Source organism: Gephyromycinifex aptenodytis, assembly GCF_012277275.1.
Taxonomy (GTDB): Bacteria; Actinomycetota; Actinomycetes; order Actinomycetales; family Dermatophilaceae; genus Gephyromycinifex; species Gephyromycinifex aptenodytis.
Genome location: NZ_CP051155.1, coordinates 3,020,334 through 3,038,591, shown reverse-complemented (window position 1 = coordinate 3,038,591; position 18,258 = coordinate 3,020,334). Strand labels below are relative to the sequence as shown.

General features: G+C 69.2%; 12 protein-coding genes. 2 read left to right on the top strand and 10 right to left on the bottom strand.

Annotated features, from left to right (window positions below; all coding sequences use genetic code 11):
* Positions 1 to 45: 45 nt before the first annotated feature.
* A complete protein-coding gene (locus G9V96_RS13060; RefSeq protein WP_226913320.1) occupies positions 46 to 2,640 on the bottom strand; it encodes a glycosyltransferase family 4 protein in 2,595 nt (864 codons plus the stop codon).
* Between the two features lie 106 nt (positions 2,641 to 2,746).
* Here G9V96_RS13060 and G9V96_RS13055 point away from each other — a divergent pair, with 106 nt between their 5' ends.
* The gene (locus G9V96_RS13055; RefSeq protein WP_168583417.1) at positions 2,747 to 4,309 is read left to right on the top strand and encodes an O-antigen ligase family protein; all 1,563 of its coding nucleotides are present in this window, start codon (positions 2,747 to 2,749) and stop codon (positions 4,307 to 4,309) included.
* A gap of 235 nt (positions 4,310 to 4,544) precedes the next feature.
* Here the strand turns inward: G9V96_RS13055 and G9V96_RS13050 are convergent, their stop codons facing one another.
* From G9V96_RS13050 to G9V96_RS13015, 8 genes are all read right to left on the bottom strand, one after another.
* The gene (locus G9V96_RS13050) at positions 4,545 to 6,968 is read right to left on the bottom strand and encodes a glycosyltransferase (protein WP_168583416.1); all 2,424 of its coding nucleotides are present in this window, start codon (positions 6,966 to 6,968) and stop codon (positions 4,545 to 4,547) included.
* A gap of 119 nt (positions 6,969 to 7,087) precedes the next feature.
* Entirely contained in the window at positions 7,088 to 8,200 is a 1,113-nt protein-coding gene (locus tag G9V96_RS13045; protein ID WP_168583415.1) for a glycosyltransferase, read from the bottom strand.
* 2 nt (positions 8,201 to 8,202) lie between these two features.
* The gene (locus G9V96_RS13040; protein ID WP_210424412.1) at positions 8,203 to 9,129 is read right to left on the bottom strand and encodes an ABC transporter ATP-binding protein; all 927 of its coding nucleotides are present in this window, start codon (positions 9,127 to 9,129) and stop codon (positions 8,203 to 8,205) included.
* Complete coding sequence (locus G9V96_RS13035; protein WP_168583414.1) at positions 9,107 to 9,979, bottom strand: ABC transporter permease; 873 nt, start codon at positions 9,977 to 9,979, stop codon at positions 9,107 to 9,109. The genes G9V96_RS13040 and G9V96_RS13035 overlap by 23 nt, the downstream gene beginning before the upstream one ends.
* Before the next feature lie 120 nt (positions 9,980 to 10,099).
* The gene (locus G9V96_RS13030) at positions 10,100 to 11,272 is read right to left on the bottom strand and encodes a glycosyltransferase (protein WP_168583413.1); all 1,173 of its coding nucleotides are present in this window, start codon (positions 11,270 to 11,272) and stop codon (positions 10,100 to 10,102) included.
* Complete coding sequence (locus G9V96_RS13025; protein ID WP_226913319.1) at positions 11,269 to 12,390, bottom strand: glycosyltransferase family 2 protein; 1,122 nt, start codon at positions 12,388 to 12,390, stop codon at positions 11,269 to 11,271. Before G9V96_RS13025 ends, G9V96_RS13030 begins: the two co-directional genes overlap by 4 nt.
* An 82-nt stretch (positions 12,391 to 12,472) precedes the next feature.
* Entirely contained in the window at positions 12,473 to 14,014 is a 1,542-nt protein-coding gene (locus tag G9V96_RS13020; protein ID WP_168583412.1) for an LCP family protein, read from the bottom strand.
* Positions 14,015 to 14,274: 260 nt separating this feature from the next.
* On the bottom strand, positions 14,275 to 15,438 hold the full coding sequence (locus tag G9V96_RS13015; RefSeq protein ID WP_168583411.1) for an acyl-CoA dehydrogenase family protein: 1,164 nt from the start codon (positions 15,436 to 15,438) through the stop codon (positions 14,275 to 14,277).
* 187 nt (positions 15,439 to 15,625) lie between these two features.
* Between G9V96_RS13015 and G9V96_RS13010 the strand changes: the two genes are divergently transcribed.
* Positions 15,626 to 17,614 (top strand): heparinase II/III domain-containing protein, encoded by a 1,989-nt coding sequence (locus tag G9V96_RS13010; RefSeq protein ID WP_168583410.1) that lies wholly within the window; start codon positions 15,626 to 15,628, stop codon positions 17,612 to 17,614.
* Positions 17,615 to 17,666: 52 nt separating this feature from the next.
* Here the strand turns inward: G9V96_RS13010 and G9V96_RS13005 are convergent, their stop codons facing one another.
* A complete protein-coding gene (locus G9V96_RS13005) occupies positions 17,667 to 18,194 on the bottom strand; it encodes a hypothetical protein (protein WP_168583409.1) in 528 nt (175 codons plus the stop codon).
* Positions 18,195 to 18,258: the final 64 nt, after the last annotated feature.

Below are 18,258 nucleotides of genomic sequence, written 5' to 3'. Positions count from 1 at the left end.
CCGCATCGGTAGGGGCCGTTCGCGTAACGCTCGGGGCGCGGCCGGTCAGCCGTGCACGGCGAAGTGCTCGGCCAGCACACTGGCCGAGTAACGCCCGTCGTGCAGAGTGCGCACGAAACGCTGTCCTGCCTGGGCTGCCGCACGGCCCTGCTCCCGATCGGCCACGAGGCGGCGCAGCACCGACTCCATCTCATCCGGGGCCGCCTGCACGATCGGCAGCGGCTCCCCAGCCAGCGCGGCGGCGCGTTCCCGCACCACCTGGCTGACGTGGCTGACGACGACGCGCCCGGCGGCCATCGCCTCACAGGCCGCCACCCCGTAGATGCCCAAGGTGGCCTGGTCGATGAGGATGTCGGCCTCGTGCAGGAACCCGGGCATCTCGCTCGGCGCGACCCCTTCGATATGGCGGAAGTCGATCAGCCCTTCCTGCACCAGCGGTTCCACCGCGGCCTCGATGAGGGTGGTGCCCTTCAGGGAGGCGCGGCTGGGGGCGTGCAGCACCACCGGCACTTCACGTTCCAGGATGTGCTCGCTCGGCGGCGCCCACCGCTGGATGTCCACGACGACCGGCAGCAGGATGGCGCCGGGGACGTCGTCGAGCAGGTCCGGGGTGGAGACGAAGACCGGCCCCCCGTTCTCCTGGAACTGTTCGATCTTGGGCATGAGGGCATCCCGCTGGCGCTGCAGCCGTTCGGTGAGCTCCTCTTCGGGGTCACCGAAGGGCGACCAGGGTGATGTCGTGGCGTGCCGGGCGGGGTCGCGCGCCTCGGAGCCGTGCAGGAGCAGCCCGACCCGGATACCGACGGCGGTGAGCACATCAGCGTCACCGACGAAGTCCTTACCGTGACGCAATCCGAACAGCGGACGCCCGGCTTCTAGGAGCGCGTGAGTCCAGTTGTCCAGGGCGCGGGCCTCGAACGCTTGGGCCCAGCGGGCGCTGGTGCGGTAGGTGCCGGGCGGGACGATCTCATCGGCCGGGTACTGCAGCGGCCCGCCCCGGTTGACCACGACAACTTCGGTGTCGACACCGGGGATGTTGTCTTCGGCGGCTTTGGCCCACGCCCAGGCCTGACCGGCCATGTTGGCTGGGCCGATGCCGATCACGGAGGGCCGGTCGTCGCGGTGAGCCGGGTGTTCCGACAGGCCCTCCAGCGTGGAGGAGCGCGCCGGTTCGAGGACGGCGTCATCTCCCAACAGTCGGCGGTACAGGCCGCGCAGGGCCTCCTCTTGGCGCTCCCAGGCGAACGGGATGAGCAGTTCCGGGTTGGCCCGGATGCCCTCGCGGATCTGCCCCGCCCGGGCCAGCACCTGGGTGGCGGCCTCGGCGAAGGACTGCGGGTCGGCGGCGACGTGAACGGCGCCGACGTCGTGCTGGCGCACGAACTCCGCCTGGGCTTTGCAGTCCGAGACCAGGCAGGGCAGCCCGGCGTAGAGGTACTCGAAAAGCTTGTTGGCCAGGGCGAACTCGTGGCTGCCGAAGTGGCGCAACGGGATGATGCCCACATCGGCGGAGGCGACGAAGGAGGTGACCTCGTCGGGGCGCACCGGGTCCAGCAGGTGCAACCGGTCGCCGACCCCGAGCTCTTCGGCGCGGGCGGCCAGGGTGTTGGCCGTCATGACCTTGCGGTGCGGCACGCACACCACGGCCAGGTGCACCCCCGGCAGGGACGGCAGCGCCTCCACGGCCGTGTCGATGCCGCGGGCGTGGGTCACCCCGCCGCTGTAGACGAGCAACGGGACCTCATCAGCCAATCCGCAGGCCGCCCGGATCCCAACCTCGACCTGGCGAGTACCTTCCCCCAGCACCGGGGAGTTCATCACCACTGTCGGAGTGGCGGGTAGCTCGTACCGACGCTGCAGTTCTTCAGCCAGCGGTTCGGTGACAGTCACCACCGCGTCTGCGGTGCGCACGTACTCCTGCTCCAGGTCCAGGTAGGCCGCAACTTTGCGTTTGGTGCGCGGGGGGTAGAGCGAGAGACCGGCGACGAACTCATGCGCGTCGTACACCCAGCGCGCCTGCTTGCCCTTAGCGCGCCGGCGCGCCACCGCACGGCTGGCGATGCCGACCACATGCACATCGTGGGCGTGGATGATGTCCCACTCCATCGAATCGATGACCGGCGCGAAAGCCAACTCGTAGTCATCCATCTCCGGCAGGATCGTGCGCCAACTGGCCGCGAAGCTCTGCTGGGAGATCCAGTCGGCCAGGTCGGCCCGCCATTGCAATTCCTTCTTGCCCACGCGCCAATCGACGGCGTGACGCACCCGCGCTACCTCTTTGGAGACCTGAGCCATCCGGGCGCGCACCTGGCGGTCCCGGCCCCCGAGCTCCGCGGCTTCCTTGGCGCGCACGTTCGCGCGCAACTCGATGAGTCGCTTCTGGGCCGGGTCCGGCCCGAAGGTGAGGTGTCGTTGCCGCCGCGCGGTCTCGGTTCGGCGCCGCTGATCGCGTAGCCGCCACGAGACGGGCACCCGCAGGATGCGGACTGGGCCGAGCCGGCTCTCCTCCCGCCGCCCGGCCGAGCCGTAGCCGAGGATCGTCACCTCGAGCCCGCCGTCGGCGAGCGCGAGGGCGGTCTTCAGGACACGGGTGTCATGGCGGATGTCATTGGCGACCATCATCAGCACGCGAGTAGGCACGCTGGCATCCTAAAGGCCGGGGCTGGGCATACCCCGCTGCCGCACCACAGCGGCGGCTCCAGCATCTGGGCACACGCACCGGTTAGGCTCACTCGTTGTGCAGCCCATGGAAATTCGCTCATCCTCCGCTTCGCGGTCGGCGCGTCGAGCCGGGTTGATGGCACTGGCTGCGCTGGTGGCGACGATCCCCTTAGGGGGATTGGTCACCATCCCGCTCGCGCGTGCCGAGATCCTGTGGCCCATCTACTACGGCCTGGGGGTGCTGGCGCTGGCGCTGCTGTGGCGTAGCGGGCTGTGGCGCTGCCTGGAGGGGGTGCTGTTCTTCGCGTTTTGGGCGGTTCTGGCGTCGTGGTCCGGTTTCGCGCTGCGCATCAGTCCGGATCCGGCTCTGGGCGCCTTAGAGCTGCGCGCGCTCTTCGCGTGCGCCATTGTCTCCACCTTCGTCGTCGTGGCCTGCCGGGGTAGCCAGTCCGGGGTGTGGGCGTTGCGTGCTGGGTGGCTGCTCGGCATGGGCGCCACCTGCGTGATCGGGATCTGGGAGATCCTCACCCGCCAGCATCTGTGGGTGACGGCGGCCAAACCCTGGCCGTTCGGGCCAGGGACGGTGCCGGCAGCCACCTTCATCAATCCGAACAACTTCAGCGTGGCTCTCATCGGGATGCTGGTGGCTGCGCTGGCCACCTTCGCTTCGACGCGCCAGACGGGTCTGAAGCTGCTGGCCGTCGTGTCGGGCGCGGTCGCGGTGGTGTTGGTGGCCTTCACCGAGAGCCGGGCGGGCTTGCTCGGGTTGTTCGTCGTGTTCGCGCTGGAGGCCTACCGTCGGCTCACCGACGCCGCGCAGGGATCCTCCCCGGTATCGGTACTGCGGTCGCGGCTGAACGCGCGCCGAGGCGCAACCGTGGGTGTGCTGGCTGCAGCTGCCGCCGTGGTCGTGACTACCTTCACCGTTCCGGCACTAGCCGTGCGCAACCCGCTTCGCACGATGCTCACCGACGCCTTCGCCGAAGAGACGATCCGCTCGGATTCGCTGCGGATCAACCTCATCACGACAGCGCTGGGCTACCTGCGTGACTCGCACTGGTTGGGCACCGGAGCTGGCTCCTTCGAGCCGATCCTGTGGAACGACCCGAACTCCGGAATCGATGTGGACACCAACCTGCACAATGCCTTCGTGGAGTTGCTCAGCCAATACGGGGTCATCGTGTTCCTCCCGTTGGCGGCGTTGCTGCTGGCGCTGGCCTGGCGTGCAGCGCGGACTGTTGTTGTTTCCAGCGCAGAGGGTTCGCCCAACGAGCCGGATCCGATCGCCGCTATGGTCCACACCCAAAGCGGCGCCGCCACCAAGGCTGTCCTGGCGAGCGAGGCCCTGACCTCCTCGGTCGTGGGTGCCGGGGTGAGCACCGCGCATACCGCATTCGGGGTACCGCTGGCGCACGAGCTGCCGACCACTGCGGTGGCTGGTTCGCCGCAACTGCCCGCCGAGCCTGCGTCGCAGCGCGCCCTCCCGGCCCGGCGCCGCGTCCTCGGGACGGAACTGCTGGGTTACCTGGCCGCCTACGTCCTGCTGGGGATCACCGCCAGTTCGGCGCTTGCTCAGCAGATCTGGTGGCTGATGCTGGCCTCCTGCCTCACCTGCGCCTGGCAGTTGCACCGCGCCCGCTCGCACTAGCTGCGCCGCCGATTTCGCACGTCAGACACAGCCCGTGCTGCCCCCCGGCACGCGGGTTCCCGGCCACGCCCGCAGCACGCTCCGGCAGTGTCTTTCCGGCCGCCCAGACACGCTCGCGTCGGCCCTGTCGGCCGGCCCCCTCTCAGTGGAAGGTGCTTAGACAGCACTGCGGCGGGGCCGATGTCCTCGGCCCCGCCGCAGCGGTGATGTCGATCGGGTATTGCTGGTGGAAACCTCAGCTGGTGAGGAACCCGCGCAGCGCGTCGGCAGAGCGACGGCCGTCGTGCACCTGGGCCACGAACTGCCGCCCGGCCTCGGCGCGGGCGCGAGCCCCGTCCCGGTCAGCGAGCAAGCCGCGCAGCACCTCCACGATGCTCTCGGGGGTGGCTTCCACGATGGGTAGCTCCATCCCGGTTCCGGTCTGCACCCGCTCACGCACCGAATCGGTGTTGTGCCCGAGCACCACCCGCCCGGCCGCCATCGCCTCACAGGCGGCGACGCCGTAGCTTCCGAGCGCGAACTGGTCCAGCACGATGTCTGCGTCGCGGTAGGCCAGCGGCATCTGGCTGGGCAGCATGTCCCGCAACCGTCGGTACTCGATGACGCCTTCAGCGTCCAGGCGTTCCATCAACGGGTCGATCAGTGTCGATCCCTTGATGCGCCCGCTGCTCGGCGCGTGCACCACCACGGGGCGTTCCCGCTGCAGGATCTGACCCTCCAGCGCCCACTTCTGCGGGTCGACGACGACCGGGCACCAGGTGGCATCAGGCAGCATGTCCAGCAGGTCTGGGGTCGATACGAAAACCGGCCCGTCGAAGCGGCGCAGCCGGGCCACCACGGCGCGGGCGTTCTGCTCGTAGGTGGGAATGAGGTCCCAGGTGGTGTCGTGGAAGGGCGACCACGGGGTCGTCTCCTGGTGGATGCTCGGGACGCGCACCTCGGTGCCGTGCACGATGTGCGCCAGGTGCAGACCCGCCTCGCGCATCGTGTCTTCCTCGGCTTCGGAGCGCGCGGCCGGGACCCGGCCGGTGACCGGGCGGGCCGCTTCGATGAGCACGTGGGTGTACAAGTCGATGAGGTAGCGCTCCTGGCGCATGCACCACACCGGCATCCGGTTGTACGGGTGCGGTTCGATCTCGTAGTCGGTGGGGAACAGCAACCGCTCCCGGCGCCGGACTCCCATCGAGCGGGCACTGACCCCGTCCACATGTGCTTGCGCGGCCTGGGCCCAGGCGTGGCCTTGTCCGGCGAAGTTCGACGGTCCTACCCACAACCGGATCGGTGCGTCTCGGTCGGGTTCGGGGCGCATCGGCAGCGTCGGCGGTGGCGACCACGGCTCGACCTCGCTGGTGCGGGCGAGCTCTCCACCGGTGAAGGCCGAGAGCACCTTTGCGCTGAACGTCCCGTCGTGTAGGGCCCGTACGAACTCCGGCCCGCGCGCGGCGATCTCGCGAGCGCGTTCCGGGTTCTCCACGAGGTCGCGGATCACTTCGGCGACGGTCTCGGGGGTGGCCTCGACGATCGGCACCTCCAGCCCGCTGGCTTCACGCACCCGCGCCCGGACGGTGTCCCCGACGTAGGCGATGACGATCCGCCCGGCGGCCAGCGCTTCCACGGCTGCGACGCCGTACAGGCCCATGACGAACTGGTCCAGGACGATGTCGGCTTCCTGGTAGCAGCGGCGGATCTCGGGGTGGCTCAGTTGGCGCAGCGACTGGTATTCGATGACGCCTTGGGCGTCGAGCTGCCGCAAGATCGGGTCGACGAGTTCGCTGCCCTTGAGGCGCCCGTTGCTGGGCACGTGGACGACGCGGGGACGCCGACGGGCCATAACCGGCCAGTCCGAGGCCCACAGGTTGGAATCGACAACCCCCGGCACCCAGGTCGCGTTCGGGGCGTAGTCGAGCAGGTCGGGGGTGGAGACGAAGGTCTGACCGCCGGCTGCGGCGAAGTCGGCCAGGATCGCCGCGTTCTTCTCGGCGCGGGCCTGCAGCACCCGGGTGACCTTGTCGGCCTCCTCATCACCGGTGATCCGGAAGGGGGAGCTCGGGTGTAGCTCCACGTGCTTGCTGGGGATGCGCAGGTCGGAGCCGTGCGAGATGAGCGCCACCTGCATGCCGGCGGCCTTCAGGCGGGCGATCTCACCTTCGCAGGTGCGCCCGTACAGCGGGCCGAACAACGGGCGTTCGGCCTCGATGAGGGCGTGGGTGTAGTTGCCCGTGACGTAGGCCTCCTGGGCGCGCTGCCATTCGATGTGGCGGTACACGTCGGGGTCGACCTCGTAGTCGACCCGGAAACGCAGCGGTCCGCGCACGGCCATCGCCCTGGCCTGCACCCCTTCGACGTGGCGTTCCACGGAGTGCGCCCACAACCAGCCCTGTCCGGCGAAGTTCGCGGGCCCGACCCACAGCCGCACCGGCGAGGAGGGCACCTCGGGCCGTTTGGCGGCGGCGGCGAGCAGGGAGCGGGAGACTGAGGAGTTCTGCCCGGAGAGTTGGTCGATGGCGGCCACGATCCGAGTGGGCAGCCTGCGGCGGGCGCCGGGGATGCGGCGTCGAACAGATTCGGGCATCGCAGCTCGCAGCGGGGACTGCGGCCCCACCAGCGCGCGGGCCTTCTTGGAGGCTGCCGCGCTCACGCGGGCCGTGGTGTCGCTCATCCGTACTCCTCAGATCGCCGGGTCGCTCCGGCAGGGTCGCAGGGGTCGTGCCGAAGGCTCCCCCACATGCTCCCACCCAGGGGGCGTTGTGTCCGGGAGTGCCACTCCGCGGGCTCGGTTCAGAGCAGGTCGGCCACCGCTGCGGCCAGCTCTGCGTAGGGCGATTGCTCGGTTGCCCCCGCCGCTGCCGCTGCCGGTCGCAGCGCGTGCAGCGAGCTCGGGTCCTGCGCCCAGGCCTGCAGTTGCCGGGCGACGGCTTCTGTGACGGCGGCGTCCTCACCGCAAGGCAGCACCACTCCGGCGTTCGCCTCGCGCACCAGGGCAGCTTGGCGCGGCAGGTCAGTGGTGAGCACCGGTAGCCCGCACGCCAAGTACTCCCCCACCTTGCTCGGCAGCGCTTCACGGAAGGCCGGGGTGTCGCTCAGCAGCAGCAGACCGCACCACGCGCTTGCTGCCTGTTCCCACGCTTGGCGCGGGGCGAGCCGCCCGCGCAGTTCGACCCGCGCAGCCAGGTCGGGGTCGGTTTCCAGTCGTTCGCGAAGTCGCGGTTCATCGGCCGGAGCGACCGGCCCGACCAGTTGCAGGTGCCAGTCCGGTGCGGCCGCGACAGCCTCGATCATGGCGAACAGGCCGCGAGAGGCGCGCAGGTCGCCCACGTACAAAGCCAGCGGACGCGCGGCTGGTTCCCCTGGCTGGGGCAGCATCGCCGGGTCGGGCAGGTTTGGCACGACCAGTCGGCGTCGCGCTCGCAGCGGCGGGACGTGTTCGTCGGCGACCACGGTCAGGGCGGCTCGCCCAGCGATCCGCTGGAAACTGCTGACGAGCTGACCGGCGGCCCGCCCGGCCAGGCCGTGCGCGCGGCTGGTCCAGGCACGGTCGGCCAACAGTGCGGCGTAGTCCTCGTGCACGTCGACGACGAGTTCGCGGCCGCTAGCCAGCACGACGGCGTGGGCGGCCAGCGCCGAATCCGGGTCGAGGGTGAACAGCACCCGCCCGCGAGCCCGCGCCGCCATCCGGGTGGCAAGGCCGGCTCGGGCCGCGCCGCCGACCCGCGGCCAGGTGGTGACCTCGGTTCCGGGCGGGGCGCCTGCTGCATCGCCGAGCCCGAGCACCTCCACGCGAAGCCCCGCCGCGATCAGCGCTGCCGCTTCGCGGTGCAGTCGGGCGTCGGCGACGTCATGCCCCGAAGTCAGGATGGTGACGTCGACGGGTTCGGGGCGCCTGCTGGTCATGGCTACATCTCGTCCATCGTGCGCGGGGTCCGCCCGACCTTGACGAACTGGGTGTAGGCGTCGATGCAGTCGTTGGGTTTGCCGTGCATCATCACCTGGCCCTTGTGCAGCCAGATGCAGTCATTGCACATGTCGCGGATGCTGGACAGGCCGTGGCTGACGAGGAAGACCGCCCGGGCCGAACCGCGCAACTCATCCATCTTGGCGTTGGCCTTCTCGCGGAAGGCCGCGTCCCCGGCCGAGAGCGCTTCGTCGATCATCAGGATGTCGGGCTTCATGTGCACAGCGACGCTGAACGCGAGCCGGCTGAACATACCCGAGGAGTAGGTGCGCATCGGCGCGTCGATGTAGTCGCCCAGTTCGGCCCATTCGGCGACCGCGTCGGCGCGCTCCTCCACCTCTTTGCGCGTCAGGCCCGAGGCGAGCCCGCCGAGGATGACGTTCTCCCGCCCGGACAGCATCGAGTTGAAGCCGACGCCGAGGGCCAGCAGCGTGCTGGCGCGGCCCCACACTTCGACCCGGCCGGTGGTGGGCGGCAAGATCCCGGCCAGCGCCCGCATGATCGTCGATTTGCCGGCGCCGTTGGCGCCGATGATGCCCAGCGAGGTGCCGTTGGGCACGTCGAAGGAGACGTCCTTGACCGCTTCGACCTCGACCAGGGCTCGTTCGCCTCGCCCGGCGCGCACGATCGCGTTCTTGAAGGTGGGCACCCGCTCGAAGGTGGTGCGGTAGGTGATCGAGAGGTGTTGCACGCTGACGGCCAGGTCGGTGCGTTGGGAGTTGTCGATGAAGGTCAGCTCGGGTTTGGGCTCGGCGTTGGCGGCGGCCCGGCGGGCGTCGCGGCGCGAACCCATCGAGAAGGCGCCGCCGACGAGGAAGCCCGGCTTCTCCGGTGTCTGGTTCGGCTCAGAGGCGGACAGCGAAATCACGCTCCCTGCTGATGAAGTAGGTGCAGCCCAGCACGAGCGCGGCCGCCGACCACCCGAAGGCGAGCAGCCAGATGTCCAGCGACGGCGTCTGGCCCGTCTGCAGCGCTTGGCCGTAGCCGCCGATGATCGAGTAGAGCGGGTTGAGGGCGGCGAACTGGCGTAGCCGTTCGTGGCCGAGCTGATCGATGGTCCACAGCACGGGAGAGGAGTACAGCCAGATTCGCATGATGTAGGGCAGGAAGCTGGAGGTGTCGCGGAAGTACACCTGCAACGCCGCGAACATGGCAGCCAACCCGGAGGCGAACATCGTCAAGAAGAACAGGAAGATCGGGGCGACGATGAAGGTGTTGAAGTTCCACGGGTTGCCGGCGATCACATGGAAGATGAGGTACACCGGCAGGGTCGGCAGGTACCGGAAGAACCCGGTGCGCACGGCCGCGATGGGCAGCAGTAGCCGCGGCATGGCGGTGTTGAGGATGACCTTACCGGCGCCCACGACGGAGGCGGCGCCAGAGTTGACCGCCCCTTGGAAGAAGTAGAAGACGAACAAGCCGCAGGTCAGGTGGGTGAAGCGCTGGGCGTCGAAACCTTTGCCCGCATTGCCGCTGAGCACGTTGATGAGCAGGTAGTACACGAACGCCAGCAGCAGCGGGTTGATGACCAGCCAAGCCTGACCGAAGAAGGTCATGCTGTTGGCGCCGCGCATCCCGGCCTTGGAGGACTCGATGGCGAACTCCCGCCTGCTCCACAGCTCGCGGAAGTACACCCCCAACGGCGGCAGTCCCGCCTTGTGGGGTTCATACCGGTGGTAGACCGGCGCCTCGTCCGAGGGCGGCGTGACCGTACTCATGGCCGGATCACCTCGCCTGCACTCATAACGCTCCTTGATGTGGCGTGCGGGGCGGCCCCCAGTTGCGGGTCGTCTCCGAACGGTTCAATTCCGGACGGGCGCTGATAGCCGTGTTCCACGCTACCCACCCGCCGCGAGAGTGGCGTACACCTGACGCAGGCGTGCCCCGTCTCTCTCCCAGCTCAACTCGGGTGCTGCTGCCAGGACGTGCTCTCGCAGCGCCGGATAGTCTGCCACGGCCGCGCGGACGGCCTCGACCAGGGAGTCGGCATCACCGGGCCGGTACAGCGTGCCGAGCTGGTAGCGCCGAACGATGGCGCCCAGTTCCCCCACGTCCGTGGCCACGACCGGAACCCCCACCCGCACTGCGTGAAAAAGCTTGTTGGGCAAGGCGAGGCGGTGGTTTTCCCACCGGTCGGAATGGGTGACCAACACCAGACCGGCCGCGGCGAGGTGCGCGTCGACCTCCGGCGGTAGGCAAGCTTGCTCGATGCGGGCCGCGTGCGGGTCGAACCCGGCGAGCCAGGTCGGGTCGGCCGGACCTTTGAGGGTGATTCCCAGCCCGGGGTTCTGGGCGATCTGCTCGCTGGCGGCGGCGATGGTCTCCAGTTCCCGGTAGGCGGCCAGCCTCCCGGCGTAGACCAGGGCGGCCGGCTCGGCGGCTACCGGCGGGCGATCCTGCTCGGCCACCAACGGGAAAGTGTTGCGAATCACGGCGATGTGGTTCCACCCGTAGCGTGCGCGCAGCGCGCCCGCGACGCCCTCGCCGACGGTGATGACTGCGGCGGCCCTGGCGCCCAACTTCCCTTCGCGTTCCCGTTCGCGCCGGTCCAGCAGCGGCGTCGGGCGGTACTCGCGGGGTCTGCCGCACCACAGCTCGTGGGTGTCGTAGATCAGCGGTACGCCGCGTTCGTCGGCCAGTTGAGCGCCGGCCTCCAAAGCGGTGAAGTCGTGGGCGTGCACGACGTCGTAGTCGTAGCTGCGGCCCTGTTCCACCGCACCGGCCGCCCAGCGCCCGAAGGCGGACTGGCGGTGTTGAGGCAGCAATACCCAACGGGCCGCGCGCAGGTAGGGCGGCAGGCGCCGCCCGGTCAACGACGGCCCCCCTTCGGGTCGGAAGACCGAGGAGGTACCCACCGACGAGCAGGTCACCGGGTGCGGCGGCACGAAATCTTCAGGCACCGAGCGCCCGATGATGTGCACCTGGTGCCCGTCCTGGGTCAGGGTGCTGGCCTCGCGCAACACGCGAGTATCAGTGGCCACGCTGGTCGCCACGAGCATGAGGATCCTCACAGCGCGTGCCCCTTCGCCGCCACCGGGTCGGCTGCGGTTGACGGATCGACGAGGTTGGCTGCGTCCCGGGCAGCGCTTGCCTCCAGCCCCGCTGCCGCAGCAGGGGAATCGGTGATGCGCAGTCGTCGCGGGCTGGTCAGGAACCCGATGCCCCAGGCCCAGTGCATCGTCGCCAGCACTACCGGCAGCAGCGCTCGGGTGCGCAGCGATTCGCCCTTGCCGATCATCAGCCCGCCCACGCTCACCGCGGCGGCGTAACCGGCCGGCACCACCAGTGCGAACCGGGTGCGCCGGCCTGCCAGGCCGAGCAGGGTGGCGGCGCTGGTACCCAGCACCATCGTCGGCGGCGCCAGGTAACGCAGGTTGATGGTGCCCTCGTGACGCGCCGCCACCACCCGCCGCCAGCGGCCGTAGTTGAGGTACTGCTGCGCCAGGGCGCGCAGGCTGCCCCGGGGCCGGTAGGTGACCCGCAGCGCGGGGGTGAACCAGACCCGCCCGCCGCGGGATCGGATGCGGTGGTTGAGTTCCCAGTCCTGGGCGCGGGCGAAGTGGGAGTCGTAGCCGCCGACCGCGTTCAGGGTCGAACGTCGAAAGACACCCAGGTAGACGGTGTCCACCTCGCCGGCGCCGCCTCCCACGTGAAAGCGGGCGTTGCCGACGCCAAGCGGACTGCGCATGGCGGCTGCGACGGCCTTCTCCAGGTCGGTGATGCCTTGGGCGTCCATGATGCCGCCGACGTTGTCGGCCCCGGTGCGCTGCAGTTCGGTGACGGCGGTGCGGATGTAGCCCGGGTTGAGTTCGGCGTGCCCGTCCACCCGCACGACGATCTCGTGGCGCGCCGCGGCGATCCCGCGGTTCAACGCGTCGGGGGTGCGTCCACTGGGGTTGTCCACCACCCGCACGCGGGTGTCCGCGCCAGCCAGTTCCGCTGCGACCTCGCGGGTTCGGTCCCGCCCGGGGCCGACGGCGAGCACCACTTCGAGTTCGCCGGGGTACTCCTGGGCGAGGACATGTCGCACCGCCTGCGGGAGGTGCCTTTCCTCGTTGAGCACGGGCATGACGACGCTGACGCTGGGCCAGGGGGCCTGCCCCACCTCGCTCGTCTGCAGCTTGCTCACGACTGTCCTTCTTCCTTCATCGCCACCGGCCCTACCTGGTCACTCGACCTATTGTGCGTGACTGCCGCAGGCGGGTCGCGCCTCACGGTACCGAGCAGATCTCTCCCGCCGAGGCCGCGCTGGGGCGTTCGGAGGATCCCGCGGGCTGGGTGGGCTTTCCCGACCCGGGCGAGGAAGTTTGGCCTGCACCACTATCGGCACTCCCCGCGGCTGCGCCGGGGTCGGTTTTCGGGGTGCTCTCCTGAGGCTGTTCGGTGGCTTCGATGGTGCTGCGCACGGTGTCTTTGACGACCTGCGGGTCGTAATCCCACGGTTTGATCAGCGGCGGGGTGAAGTTGACCGAGGTGATCTTCTGTTCGCGAGCCTTGCGCGCCAGTTCACCCAGCACGCCCAGGTCGGAGTCCGGGATGTCGGTGCGCAGGACGCTTCCGGACAGGTCGGCGATCTCCCGTGATTTCAGGATCACCGTCTGCGGGCTGATCTGGTTGAGCATCGCGTTCATCACGCATTTCTGGCGAACCATGCGCTCGTAGTTGGTGGACCCCTCCCGCGAGCGGGCGTACCAGAGTGCGTGGTAGCCGTCCAGGTGTTGCTGGCCGGGCTCGATCCAGCCGGTGATGGGTGAGGTGCCGCCCCCGATGGGGGTGCGCTTGCCGACGACCACGTCGATCCCGCCGACGGCGTCGATGAAGCGCCGGAAGCCTTTGAGGTCGACCAGGGCGTGGTACTGGATTTCGACGCCGGAGAGCGCTTCGACTGCTTCCACGGTCGCCAGCGCACCCGGGTCCTTCACGTCGGCCGGGAAGCGGTCTTTGTTGTCGGTTGCCCACTTGTACAAGCCGTTGAGCAGGCAACCGTCCCCGCAGTTCCAGCCCTCCGGCATGAGTTCGTGCATCACCGAGCCGGGGTTGAAGTTGATGTTCTCGGTGTCGCGGGCGAAACCGAACAGCGCGGTGCGCCCGGTGTCGGCGTCAATGCTGGCCAGCATGATCGTGTCGGGGCGGGTACCGATCCGGGAGGCGCCGGAGTCGCCACCCAGCAGCAGGATGTTGTACCTGCCAGCTGCCGGTTTCACCCGGGTGTGGCCGCCGAACACGCTGGTCAGCGCGGAGCGGCCGGACCAGACGGTGGCGGCAGCGGTGAACAGCGTCCCCGAAGTGAGCACCATGAGGATGACTCCGAGCCCGGCGACGAGGCGACGCGTCCGGCCGGGGACGAGTTTGAGTTGGGCCAGCCGGATCGCGTCGACGAACAGCACCGCCCAGCCGAACCCGGCCAGGACCAGCGCGGCGGTGAAGGCGGCGAGGATCCACGGGTTGGCGGCCAGGCCGATGATCACGGCCGGCGCCACGAGGTAGGTGAGCGCGGCCAACACGAGCAACCCGACGACGACGGCCGCGAGTTTCAGCACGCCCCGACCCAGCCGCCGGTTCCCGGCCGCGATCTGCGCGCTACCGGGGGCGACGAGGGTGAGCAGCACCAGGGACAGGGCGCGGCGACGCCGCAGCCGAGGGCTCAAGGCGTAGGGGTCCAGGAGGGCATGCGACCCGTGACCGCGGCGCACATCCACTTCGAACTCATCAGGGTGGTTGCGCGAATTTGGCGGCGGGACGGGCCTACTCATGATGCCCAAGTATCCGTCATGACCTGGACGCAGCCTGAGCACTCGGGCGGGCGCGTCCCCGCTGAAACCGGCAGCCGAACGCAGCGGCGCCACCTCTATGCGGCTGCGTGGCGACGTGCCGTTGTGACTGGCTGTTCCCGCCGCAGCAGGCGGCATCCCCGCGACGCCGCCGACTCCCCCCGCGTGGCGCGGCCCGCGCTGAGCAACCCGACGGGCGGGGGCGTGCTCCCCCGCCCGTCGGTGCGTTCTTCCCCGCGGGATTACTTCACGAGTTGGCGTCCCATCACCAGGCGCTGGATCTGGTTGGTGCCTTCGTAGATCTGGGTGATCTTCGCGTCGCGCATCATCCGCTCGACGGGGTGGTCCTCGACGTACCCGGCGCCGCCGAGCAGTTGCACCGCGTCCGTGGTGACCTTCATCGCCACATCGGCGGCGAAGCACTTGGCGGCGGCGCCGAAGAAGCTGAGGTCGGCGTCGTTGCGTTCGGACTTGGCTGCAGCCACGTAGACAAGCTGGCGGGCCGCTTCGAGTTCCATCGCCATGTCGGCGAGCATGAACTGGATGGCCTGGAATTCGGCGATGGCTTTGCCGAACTGGCGGCGTTCCTTGACGTAGCCGATGGCGTAATCCAAGGCACCTTGGGCGATCCCGACAGCTTGCGCGCCGATGGTGACCCGGGTGTGGTCCAGGGTGCGCAGCGCGATCTTCAACCCTTCGCCTTCGGCGCCGATGATCCGGTCGCCGGGGATGCGGCAGTTGTCGAAGTGCAGCTCACAGGTCGGGGAGCCCTTGATGCCGAGCTTGCGTTCGGGTTCACCGAAGGTGAAACCGGGGTCGGACTTCTCCACGACGAAGGCGGAGACGTTGGCGCCGCGGCGCCCTTCGGGGTCGGTGACGGCCAGCACCGTGTAGTACTCGGAGATCCCGGCGTTGGTGATCCACGACTTCTGCCCGTTCAGGACCCAGTCCTCGCCCTCGCGGCGGGCCCGGGTCTTCATCGCAGCGGTGTCCGAACCGGCTTCCCGCTCAGAGAGCCCGTAGGAGAACATCGCCTCGCCCTTGGCCATCGGGGTGAGGTACTTGTGCTTGATCTCTTCGGACCCGGCGAGGATGACCGGCATCGAGCCGAGTTTGTTCACGGCCGGGATCAGCCCTGAACTGGCGCACACCCGCGACACCTCTTCGATGACGATGCAGGTGGCCAGCGCGTCGGCACCCATGCCGCCGTATTCCTCGGGCACGTGCGGCGCATGGAAGTCGGCGGCGGTCAGCGCGTCGAACGCCTCTTGTGGGAAGCGCTTGTTGTGATCGACGTCGCCGGCGTGCGGGGCGATCTGGTGCTCGGCGATGTTGCGGATCGCGGCGCGCAGTTCCTCGTGATCTTCCGAGGTGCGGAACAGGTCGAAGTCAGGATTTCCACTCATTCCCTGAGGGTAGCCAGGCACGCCCGGGGCGGCATCGCGAGGCTAGTACCGCATTGGCAACGACCCGGGCCTGGGCTCTGGGGGGGGTCCCCGCCCTGCCGATGTGTTATCCCGACTCCCGCCCGCCGCCGAAACCCGGGCGCCTTTGCTTGTGCAAGAACGCAATCCGGCTGCCGATGGGATAGGTATGACGGCACTGCGGCTCCTGGCCAGTTCGGCTGCACTCCTGTTGTGCACGACGATGGCACCACCGCCCCTGGCGGCTGCCCAGGGCGTCACCCCGGATGCTCCCAGGCCACCGCGAGCCGATTCGCTGCCGCCGTTGTCACCGCAGCAGCAAGCGGACCTGCTCGGGCCCGGCAATGTGCAGGACCCCCTCGGCGCCGACGAGACCACCCCGGCGCCTACTGGCACCCGGCGTCACCTGAACGCTTCGGCGGCGGCCGCAGCGCCCCGCTACCGCTGCACCGGGTACTCCTCGATCCCGTCCTCGAACCCGCTGGCGCAGGTGATGCAGGACAACTTCGCGTGGGGCACCTACCCGGCGGCCAAGGTGGGCGACGGTTCGGGCAACATCAACTGGCGCGCCAACCCCTACCGACAGGTGAGTTGGTACATGTGGCTGCATTCGCTGCGCTGGCTGGGCAACGCCATCGAAGCCGGCCGTAAGGGCGACGACGCAGCACTGAACCACGCCACGGCTGTGGCCAAGGACTGGGTGCGGGACAACCCCTACTCCTGGCAGGGCAATGCGGGCGCGTGGGAGGCCACGATGCACCGCACGAATGTTCTCAACTGCCTACGCGAGGTCGTCCTGGAGCGCAACGACGGCGCGCTGCCGGCCTCCTACGCCTGGCTGGACATCTCGCTGGTGCAGCACGCCGAGTTCCTGCGACGCCACTACTCCGGGTGGGGTAATCACGGCACCGACGAATCCATCGTCATGCTCGGGGTGGGGTGCAACCTGCGCCGCCCCGACTATCAGTCGCTGGCGATGAAGCGGCTCGCCGATGGGCTCGGCCATGCGATCGACTCCCAGGGCGCCACGAATGAGCAGTCCACCGGCTATGCCGTCTTCAACTACGGCTTGTGGGGTCGGGCCGAAACGGCGTTGACGGCGTGCGCGCCCACTAGTTCGCTGCGCCGTACCATCGCCAAGCGGCGGGCAGCGTTGGGCACTTTCATCGCGCACGCCATGACCCCGCGGCGCACCTTGGCCCAGCTCGGCAACACCGAGAGTCGCGTTTACGGCCCGTTCGCCGGGCCGGAGCAGACGTGGGCGGCGACCGGCGGCAAGTCCGGCGCCCGCCCCGCGCAACTCAGTCGGGTCTATATGCAGGGCTATGTTTTCGGCCGTTCGGGTTGGGGCACGGCCCGCAAACCCTTCGCGCATGAGTCGTTCTACAGTTTGCGGTTCGGTCCGGCCCGGGCTTTGCACGGACACAACGACCACACCTCGATCACCTGGGAGGCCCGCGGCAAGGAGGTGCTCGCCGACGTCGGTTACGGGGAGTACACCCGCGATGCGTGGGAGGCCTACTTCAAGGGCCCCGCCGCGCACAACCAGCTCGTGGTCTCCGGGATGGGTGAGCGCTTCGCTACCCGGTTGGCGCACGCCCGCACCGGCTACCGCAACGCCGACTCCTACCGGTTCACCGATGCCCCGGCCTCGGGGGTGAGCCGGTCTCGTTCGGTCCTGATCGCCAGGGACCCCGACCTGGTTCTCGTCCTGGACCAGGCGAGTTCGCGTTCCACCCGCCGCTTCGAGCAGCTGTGGCATCTGCCGGCCGGCACCCGAGTGTCGGTACCCGCCTCAGGCCGGGCCGCTTCGGCGGTCAACGGTCCGCTGCGCACCACGCTCGTGCAGCTTCCGGCGCCGGGGACCACCCGCGTTCCCGCCGCCACCACCCGCACGCTCAGCGGTTCGAAACGCCCGATCCAGGGCTGGGTGTGGCCGACCATCTTCACCAAGACCGCCGCCCCGGTGGTCTCGGTGCAGCGCAGTGGCCGTTCGGCCAACATCGTCACCGCCGTGGTCGCCGGCGGCCACCGGGACACCGTTCGCGGCTCGATGAAACCCGGCCCCAAGGGCTCCTCGGTGTACACCGTCACGGTCGGCAAACAGAGCGTCGTCGTTTCGCTCTCGGCCAGCGGCGTGTTCACCCGGGTCAAATAACGACTGCGCGCCGCCGGGTCAGTGACCGGACGGCGCGCAGTGGTGAACGCTGTCAGCCTTCGACGCTACCGATGTTGTTGACCTCGCAGGTCACCTTGCCCTTGACCTTGGCGGGGGCTTCGCCGGTGCCCTTGGCGCTTTTGCCCGCGTCGGCCTGGACCATGACGGCGCCGCCGCCAGCCGTCTTACCGGCGGAGTCCTTCACGCCAACCGCGATGACGTAGTTGCGGGGCTTGTCGCTGGTGTTCTTGACGTCGACCTCGATGTCGACGCCGTTCTTTCCGGCCTCGCACTTGGTCACCTTCACCTGGGCGGTGTCTGCTCCAGGGATTGCGGTCGGCGACGCCGAGGAGTCTTTACCTGCCGCCCCCGCGGCGCCCGTGCCGTCTGCGGCGGGAGTCGTGGTGTCTGCGGCGGGGGTTGTGTCGCTGTCGGCGGGGGCGGTCTCCTGTGCTGCCTGGGAGGCCTCTACACCCGCCGAACTTGCAGCGTCATCTGCTGGTAGATCGGCGTTGCCGCTACACCCGGCCAGTGCGATGACGGCGGGGACGGCCAGGGCGGCGATGCGTGCGATCTTCATTCATTCCTCCTGAGGAATTAGGTTCAGGCCCAATCGTATTGGCATATTCCGAGAGGTCAATGCA

Bases quoted from the DNA above. Each gene is read 5' to 3' on its own strand.
- G9V96_RS13055 (WP_168583417.1), top strand. From the start codon at position 2,747: ATGGAAATTCGCTCATCCTCCGCTTCGCGGTCGGCGCGTCGAGCCGGG.
- G9V96_RS13050 (WP_168583416.1), bottom strand. From the start codon at position 6,968: ATGAGCGACACCACGGCCCGCGTGAGCGCGGCAGCCTCCAAGAAGGCC.
- G9V96_RS13045 (WP_168583415.1), bottom strand. From the start codon at position 8,200: ATGACCAGCAGGCGCCCCGAACCCGTCGACGTCACCATCCTGACTTCG.
- G9V96_RS13035 (WP_168583414.1), bottom strand. From the start codon at position 9,979: ATGAGTACGGTCACGCCGCCCTCGGACGAGGCGCCGGTCTACCACCGG.
- G9V96_RS13020 (WP_168583412.1), bottom strand. From the start codon at position 14,014: ATGAGTAGGCCCGTCCCGCCGCCAAATTCGCGCAACCACCCTGATGAG.
- G9V96_RS13015 (WP_168583411.1), bottom strand. From the start codon at position 15,438: ATGAGTGGAAATCCTGACTTCGACCTGTTCCGCACCTCGGAAGATCAC.
- G9V96_RS13010 (WP_168583410.1), top strand. From the start codon at position 15,626: ATGACGGCACTGCGGCTCCTGGCCAGTTCGGCTGCACTCCTGTTGTGC.
- G9V96_RS13005 (WP_168583409.1), bottom strand. From the start codon at position 18,194: ATGAAGATCGCACGCATCGCCGCCCTGGCCGTCCCCGCCGTCATCGCA.